8 protein-coding genes and 1 pseudogene are annotated in these 6,967 nt (G+C 58.6%); all 9 read right to left on the bottom strand.

The window, feature by feature from the left end; genetic code table 11:
• Positions 1–160 (bottom strand): annotated as a pseudogene (locus QWJ34_RS21240) (glycoside hydrolase family 130 protein); the annotation flags it as partial.
• Positions 161–313: 153 nt separating this feature from the next.
• A complete protein-coding gene (locus QWJ34_RS21235) occupies positions 314–1,987 on the bottom strand; it encodes an aminotransferase class I/II-fold pyridoxal phosphate-dependent enzyme (protein ID WP_368046977.1) in 1,674 nt (557 codons plus the stop codon).
• 116 nt (positions 1,988–2,103) lie between these two features.
• Positions 2,104–3,003: an Rpn family recombination-promoting nuclease/putative transposase gene (locus QWJ34_RS21225; RefSeq protein ID WP_302730950.1), complete on the bottom strand. Its 900-nt coding sequence runs from the start codon at positions 3,001–3,003 to the stop codon at positions 2,104–2,106.
• A 30-nt stretch (positions 3,004–3,033) separates the two neighbouring features.
• Entirely contained in the window at positions 3,034–3,477 is a 444-nt protein-coding gene (locus QWJ34_RS21220; protein ID WP_302730948.1) for an NUDIX hydrolase, read from the bottom strand.
• Between the two features lie 82 nt (positions 3,478–3,559).
• Complete coding sequence (locus tag QWJ34_RS21215) at positions 3,560–4,039, bottom strand: DMT family transporter (protein WP_302730946.1); 480 nt, start codon at positions 4,037–4,039, stop codon at positions 3,560–3,562.
• Positions 4,040–4,079: 40 nt separating this feature from the next.
• Positions 4,080–4,781, bottom strand: coding sequence for a Crp/Fnr family transcriptional regulator (locus tag QWJ34_RS21210; protein WP_302730944.1), 702 nt, complete (start codon positions 4,779–4,781; stop codon positions 4,080–4,082).
• Between the two features lie 20 nt (positions 4,782–4,801).
• Complete coding sequence (locus QWJ34_RS21205) at positions 4,802–5,227, bottom strand: DMT family transporter (RefSeq protein WP_302730964.1); 426 nt, start codon at positions 5,225–5,227, stop codon at positions 4,802–4,804.
• A 209-nt stretch (positions 5,228–5,436) separates the two neighbouring features.
• Complete coding sequence (locus QWJ34_RS21200; protein ID WP_302730942.1) at positions 5,437–6,405, bottom strand: alpha/beta hydrolase; 969 nt, start codon at positions 6,403–6,405, stop codon at positions 5,437–5,439.
• Between the two features lie 16 nt (positions 6,406–6,421).
• On the bottom strand, positions 6,422–6,886 hold the full coding sequence (locus QWJ34_RS21195) for a DinB family protein (protein WP_302730940.1): 465 nt from the start codon (positions 6,884–6,886) through the stop codon (positions 6,422–6,424).
• Between the last annotated feature and the right edge of the window lie 81 nt (positions 6,887–6,967).

Below are 6,967 nucleotides of genomic sequence, written 5' to 3'. Positions count from 1 at the left end.
CGAGGTAATTCTTGCACGGGGTCAGGGAACCCGCGGTGCGTTCGATCATATAGAACTTGCCGTCTTCGATAATGACGGCCGGGTTGAACACCGTCGCTTTGCGCCAGTCGTACAGACCGGGCACGACGATCGGGTTATCGGGATGTCGCTTGATCTTCATTGTATCCGCCTCCTCAAACATGCTTTATCGCCATTATAAGAGGCGGAAGCCGAACGGAATATCCGGTGGATTATCGAAAATATCCGAATAATCGCGCCGGTTTCCCCGGCGGCCGGAGGACGTCGGCCTCCGATCGGCGCCTTTACGGACTCGCTAAATCTCTCCGCGGATAAACCGCCCGATCCGCCGAGCGGCTTCGAGCAGCGCCGCTTCTTCGCGCACCAGCGCGATGCGCACGAAGCCTTCGCCTTCGGCGCCGAACGCTTCGCCCGGCACGACGGCGACGCCCGTCGCCAGAAGCAGCTCGCCGGCAAAGCGGCTCGCGCTGCCCTGCCGGCCGCCGGACCGGAAGCGTTCCGGCAGCTCGGCCCAGAGAAACATGGTCGCCGGAGGTTTGGGCACCGCCCAGCCCTGCTTCGCCAGCGCCTGCGCGAATACGTCGCGCCGGCGTTCGTACAGCGGAGCGACGCCCCGGTCGCCCGCCGGGGCTTCCATCGCCAGTCGCAGCGCTTCGATCGCGGCTTCCTGCACCGGCTCGAATACGCCGAAGTCGATATGCCCTTTCAGCTCGCGCAGCGCGCCGACCGCTTCGCGGCAGCCCGCGATAAAGCCGACGCGGCAGCCGGGCATATTGAAGCTCTTGGAGCAGGAATGCAGCTCCACCGCCTGCTCTTTGGCGCCGGGCAGCGCCAGGATGCTGAGCGGACGGTAGCCGTCGAAGCCCAGCTCCGAGTACGCCAGATCGTGCACGATCAGCACGTTCCATTTGCGCGCCAGCGCAAGCAGGCGCGTCAGGTAGGCTTCGTCCGCCCGGGCCGCGACCGGGTTGCCCGGAAAGCTGACCAGAATAAAGGAAGCCCGCGCCCAGACTTCGTCGGGCACGGCTTCCAGTTCGGGCAGGAAGCCGTGCCCGGCGCGCAGCGGCATCAGATGCGCGCGCACGCCGGCGAGCTTGAGCGCGCCGGCATAGATCGGGTAGCCCGGATCGGGGATCAGCGCCAGATCGCCGGGATTGCAGATCGCCTGGGCCAGATGCGCCAGGCCATCCTGCGATCCGGACAGCGGCAGCAGCTCGCTGTCCGGATCGATGTCCGCGCCGAAGCGATGGCGCATCCAGTCCGCCGCCTGCCGGCGGAACGCCGCGCTGCCGCGCGTGCCCGGATAGCGGTACGCGTCTTCCCGCAGAGCCGCTTCGCTCAAGGCGCGCCGGATCTCCGGCGCCGGAGGCAAATCCGGCGTGCCGATGCTCAGGTCGATCATTTCGCGGCCCAGGCGCAGCGCTTCTTCTTTCCAGCCGAAGATCCGCGAGAAAATGGACGAACCCATTTCTCCGATCGCATCGGCTTTCCAGCCGGCCTTGAGCGAGCGCATGTACCAGACGTCGCAGGCGAAGTGCTCCGAGCCCGACAGCGGCGCGTCCAGCTTCGCGAAGCCGTGCTTCCGGTAGAAACGATTGGCCGCATCCATATTGCTCAGCGTTTCCAGGTAGCACTGGCTGTAGCGCGTTTTTGCAAAATCGAGCGCCGTTTGCAGCAGCCCCGCGGCCGTTCCGGTTCCGCGCGCTTCGCCGGTCAAATACATTTTTTGCAGCTCGCAGACTTCGATGGAATCGGCAAACGGCGCGATGCCGACACCTCCGAGAATCCGGCCGTTTTCTTCCGCTACCCAGTAGGCCCGGTCTTCCCCCGCATAATAAGCAGCCAGCGCGCTCAGGCTGTCGTCCTGCCAGGCCAGTCCTTCGCGGTTGCCGCCGAATTCGATCAGGCATTCCCGTATGATGCGTTCGATGGCGGCATTGTCTTCCGCGCGCAGTTCTCTGATTTCCACTGATGGGTTCCGCCCTTTCCGTTCGCTTCGGCGCCAGCGCCGGGACTTAAAAAAGTGTTTTCTTCAACAACGCGAAGAAAACACTCTTTGCGAATCATTATGAATGCTTATCCAAATTATTCATTCAATTTTCGTATTTCTTCCGGAGTCAGTCCTGACGCCTCCGCAATCGCCGACAGCTCTACGCCTATTTTAAGCAGTCTGCGGGCCATTTCTTTCTTTTCTTGTTCAATTCCTTTCTCCAAGCCTTTCTCCAAGCCTTTTTCCAAGCCTTTTTCCATCCCTGCATTAAATCCGTAAATCTCCGCATTTTTAGCCGCTTCACGCATGGACGCTTCATCGTGCAGAAACTTTTGCCGAGCTTCGTACTGAATCCTTGCTTCTTGATCCTGACTTAAGAATTCCAGCGTCGTCATCGCCTTTTTCAATTTCGGTTCGCTCATGGTCAGCGCCTCCCATTTTGTAGGGTTTGCTCCTTTAAGAAACAATAGCCAATTCACAAGTCCGCCTCGATCCAACGAAGTCGAATGTTCGCTCAGCTTAGGCAGCTCCAGAAAGTGAATTTCGATATCGTCGATCAACGGAATGCCGCTTCGATCTTCCCGCAGATGAAATACACTATGATACAAATCGTTTTTCAAAAAAGAAAAATCCAAAATATTGATCGTTACGCATCGTTTAAGAGTGCTGTATGCCTGTCCTTCCACCAACTGCGAAGCATACTGCTTGCTCCAATAAAACAGAGTTCTCTTATCCATATCGTACCTGTTGAACAGCTGCATTTCCACATTGATGATTTCGCCTTCGGCAGTTTTGGCCTTGATATCCAAAATAGACTGTTTGTCGCTCGGCGAATCTTTATCGGTATACGGATTAAGCAAAATGATTTCACGAAGCGGCGGCTTTCCGGCTTCGTCGAAGGTGCGGTTCAGAAAAGCAAGCAGAACGTCCTGATTCTCCTCGCTTCCAAAAATGCGTTTAAACAAAAAATCATTCCGCGGATCAAGCAGTTCCAAAACGATCAGCTCCGTTTTTCTTTCAGTATATCATTTTTCGGCAGCGCTGCCGCTCTCCGCGCCGTAAATCCGGTCGAATACCAGCCGGCTGACGGCCGAGACCCGGTGCAGGTCCGACTCGTCCAGCCAGGCGAGTTCTTCGATCTCCGCGGCCGGAGACAATTCGCCTTCGTACTCGGCCGTGTAACACGTCATGCGTACGGAGACGCCTTCCGCTTTGCCGTCCGCGTGCGCTTCGAAAGCGCCGAACAGTTCGGCCGTTTCCGGCTTGACGCGTACGGTCAGCTCTTCTTCGATCTCGCGCGCCAGCGTCTGGATATCGCTCTCGCCCGGTTCGCGCTTGCCGCCCGGAAAGTAGTAGGTGTCTTTGCCCCGGGAGCGCGCGCCCAGCACTTTTCCGTTCCTGACCAGAATCCAGGCGACTTTGTCGATGACCGCGGCCGGCACGTTAACTTCCGGTTCCTTGTTTTTCAAAACGATCTTCCTTCCCAACGCTCTTTTTATTTTCGTCCCATAGGCTGCTGTCTTTTTGGTTACGTCTATCTGTTCATCGTCTTCACTCCGCCGCCGCTTCCGCTTCGACGATCTCCACCGCTTTCTTTTTCCCGCCGAATTTGAAAATGTAGATGCCCGCGATGATGACCAGAACGCCGGCAATCTGCTTCCAGTCCAGCGGCATCTTCTCCAGCCCGAGCCAGCCGAGCGAATCGAACAGCAGCGCGAAGCTCAATTGAGCGGTCAGCACGACCGAGACGGAAAAGGTCGGTCCGAGTATTTTGACGCCGAGCACCAGACAGATGACGACGCCTACGCCGATCAATCCGCTGAACCAGTACCACGGCTGCATATTCGCCAGAGCGAACGTCCGCGATCCCTCGAAGATCAGGCTGCATGCCAGCGAAGCGACAAAGCCCATGAACAGCACCCAGGTCGTCGTGGCCCAGGAGCCCATATGCACATCCGTGCGATTGTTGAAGATCGTTTGCAGCGCGACCATTACTCCCGCGAAAGCCGCCAGCATCAAGCCCGTTACCATAGTATTGCCTCCCGTTTCGTTTCCGTAAAAATATTCGCGCTCAATGCTCGTACAGATTCCGTCCCGCCAGTCGACTCAGCCGGTCGCGGTCGCGCACATGCAGATAACCGCCGCCGCGCTCGACCATGCCTTCCTCCGACAGCCTGCGGATCACTCGGTTGAGATGCCGGTAGCTGGTGCCGATCAGGTTCGCCGTATCGGTCAGCTGGGAGATCGCCAGGCGTCCTTCGAAGCCTTCGTCGCTTTCGTCGTAGCAGACGGACAGCAGATAGCTCGCCAGCCTGACTTCCACCGGATACATCAGATTGAAGCTGAGGAAATCCGATTTGATATAAAACTTTTTCGTGATAACATCCAGCATAAACTTCAGCAGCGGCGCGTGATCGTCTCCGTAGCGCTTTACCGCCGTCCCCGAAATGCCGATCACCGTCACCGGCGATACCGCCTCCACGGTGTTGATGATATCGAGGTCCCGGACGTATTCGATGTCTCCCACCATGTCCGGCGGATTCTTGAACGAAATCACCAGTGTTTTTCCTTCGGGCGAAGTGGTGTAGATCTTGATCTTGCCTTTCACCAGCACGTGCAGCGCATCGGTGCTTTCGCCCTGCGAGCACAGCGCTTCGCCCGGTTCGAACGCATACAGATGCAGATGCGGGCGCAGCGGAGCGTGGAAGATGTCTTCGAGCGAATGCTGAGCCAGATACTTGTCGAGCCGGGCCGGATCTTTGATTTCTTTCATCTTCCGCGCTTCCTTTCCCGCTACAATTTCATAATCAGCACGCCGGCGATCATCAACGCCAGACCGATAAACTGCGGCGCGCCCATTTTGCTTTTGACGGTGCCGAACCACCCGCGCGTGTCGATCAGGAACGTCATGCAAAGCTGGGCGATCAGCAGCGCGGAAATGGTGAACGTGACTCCGATCGTCTGAATAGCCGTGACTTCGCTGAAAATGATCACCGACCCGAACGCTCCCCCGGCCAGATAGAGCGGTTTTACTTTTCTGAATCCCAGCAGATCGCCGTCCCGAACGAGCAGATAAATCAGCAGCGCCATAATAAAGCCGGTCAGCTGCGTAATCGTCGCCGCCTGCCACGTCCCGATATCCTGACTGATCCGGGCGTTGGCGACGCCTTGAAGCGTGATACAGGCGCCGCCGATAAATGCAAATATAATGCCTTTCAACATCCGATATGCCTCCGTTTCATGCCGATTTCCTTCCCTATTATACGGACAGCGGGGCGTCGGCGGGGAAGGACATATGTCCCAATTTTCAAAAAAGACCGATAAAAAGCGCTTCCCGCTCCCGTAAAGGAGGAGAAACGCTGAAATTTATTCCGGCTATAAACGGAAAGATTGCTTGCCGTCATAAGCTGAAACGCGAACGGCCCGCGTCAGTCCGACGCACTCAGCCCGTCGATACGCGTCCGCAGAAACTTCGTCACACTGCGCGTATACAGCGGTTTGTCGATAAGGAACGAATCGCCGTGTCCCGCTCCGTCCACGATCAGCAGTTCTTTCTCGGACGGGCAGGCTTCGTACAGCTCGTGCACCATCGAGGTCGGGACGAACTGGTCGTTCGACCCGTGGATAAACAGCATCGGGGTCCGGCAACGCCGCACCTGGCTCAGCGCCGACGCTTCGGTAAACGAATAGCCGGCTTTGAAGCGGGTCAGCGCCTCGGTCGCGGGCAGCATCGGGAATGCGGGCAGCTTGTACATACGCTTCATCTGGTAAGCCAGCTCGTCTTTGACGGACGTATAACCGCAGTCTTCGACAATGGCTTTGACCTGCGGCGGCAGGTCTTCCCCGCTCGTCATCATGACCGTCGCACCGCCCATCGAGATGCCGTGCAGCACGATCTGCGCGTGCGTTCCGGTCTGCGCCACCGTCTGGCGAATCCAGCCCAGATAATCCAGCCGCTCGTGCCAGCCGTAGCCGATATACGCGCCTTCGCTGCGGCCGTGGCCGCGCGCGTCGGGTACCAGGATATTCATGCCCAGGTCTTCGCGGTAGTACCGTGCGACCCCGCTCATGATCGAAGCGTCGCCGGAATAACCGTGCGCCAGGATAGCGGTCTGCGCCGTCGGCTTGCGGGCCGGCAGATAATAGGCGTGCAGCTTGAGCCCGTCGCCGGAGAGCAGCACGCGGTGGTCGAACGGCTGCTGCGCCCACCAGCTGCGGCTGGATGCCGTCTCGGTCTGCACATCCGGATTCGGCTGCAGACCGGGATCGGATGCGAGAAACGCTTTGGGCGCGCGCGCGACGGCCATGCGGTAGAAGTAGAAACTGCCGGCTACGACGACCGCGGCCGGAACGGCCGCCACCCCGAGCGCGGTCAGCAGAGCCTTGGATGTTTTCATTTCAACAAACCCTCCTCTATTGTCGCGCGATGCGCGCCATGGCGTTGACCATGCCCAGGTGATTGTTCATGTGCGACACATTCAGCATCAGCAGATCGCCGAGCGTCTCGGCTTTGGCAAAGTTGTCGGGATTGGCCAGCGGCTCGTCCGGCTTGTCTCCGAAGTCCGCGCGGAAGCGATCCGGCAGGCCGCGCAGTTCGGCGACCAGTTCGTCCCAGGCCGGAGCTTCGCCCTGCCAATCGGCCGGTTTGGTGCCCGGCGCGAAGAATGCGGGATATTCCTGCGGGAAAACGGGCGTGCGCCCGGACAGCCCGTTGACGACGCGGTCCGCCACCGTGACGATATGGCCGACCTGCCAGTGTAGATTGTTGTTGAATCGATCCGGCACGATGCCGCGCGCGTTTTCCGGTACGTCTTCCAGAATCTTGAGCAGAGCGTTCACCGCTCTGTCCATCAATTTGAATACGAATGCGTTTGTCATTTGTTCGACCTCCATGGGGCTCCGAGCAGGCGCTTCTCGTCTGCTCGTTCGGGAGCGCAAGATTGCAAAAACCACTTCTCC

This window comes from Saccharibacillus sp. CPCC 101409, from assembly GCF_030518235.1.
Lineage (GTDB): Bacteria > Bacillota > Bacilli > Paenibacillales > Paenibacillaceae > Saccharibacillus.
Note: the sequence above shows the minus strand (reverse complement) of the source record. Positions and strands in the feature narration are given on the sequence as shown.

Coding starts and splice junctions, on each gene's coding strand:
- QWJ34_RS21215 (WP_302730946.1), bottom strand. CDS start 4,039: ATGGTAACGGGCTTGATGCTGGCGGCTTTCGCGGGAGTAATGGTCGCG.
- QWJ34_RS21210 (WP_302730944.1), bottom strand. CDS start 4,781: ATGAAAGAAATCAAAGATCCGGCCCGGCTCGACAAGTATCTGGCTCAG.
- QWJ34_RS21200 (WP_302730942.1), bottom strand. CDS start 6,405: ATGAAAACATCCAAGGCTCTGCTGACCGCGCTCGGGGTGGCGGCCGTT.
- QWJ34_RS21195 (WP_302730940.1), bottom strand. CDS start 6,886: ATGACAAACGCATTCGTATTCAAATTGATGGACAGAGCGGTGAACGCT.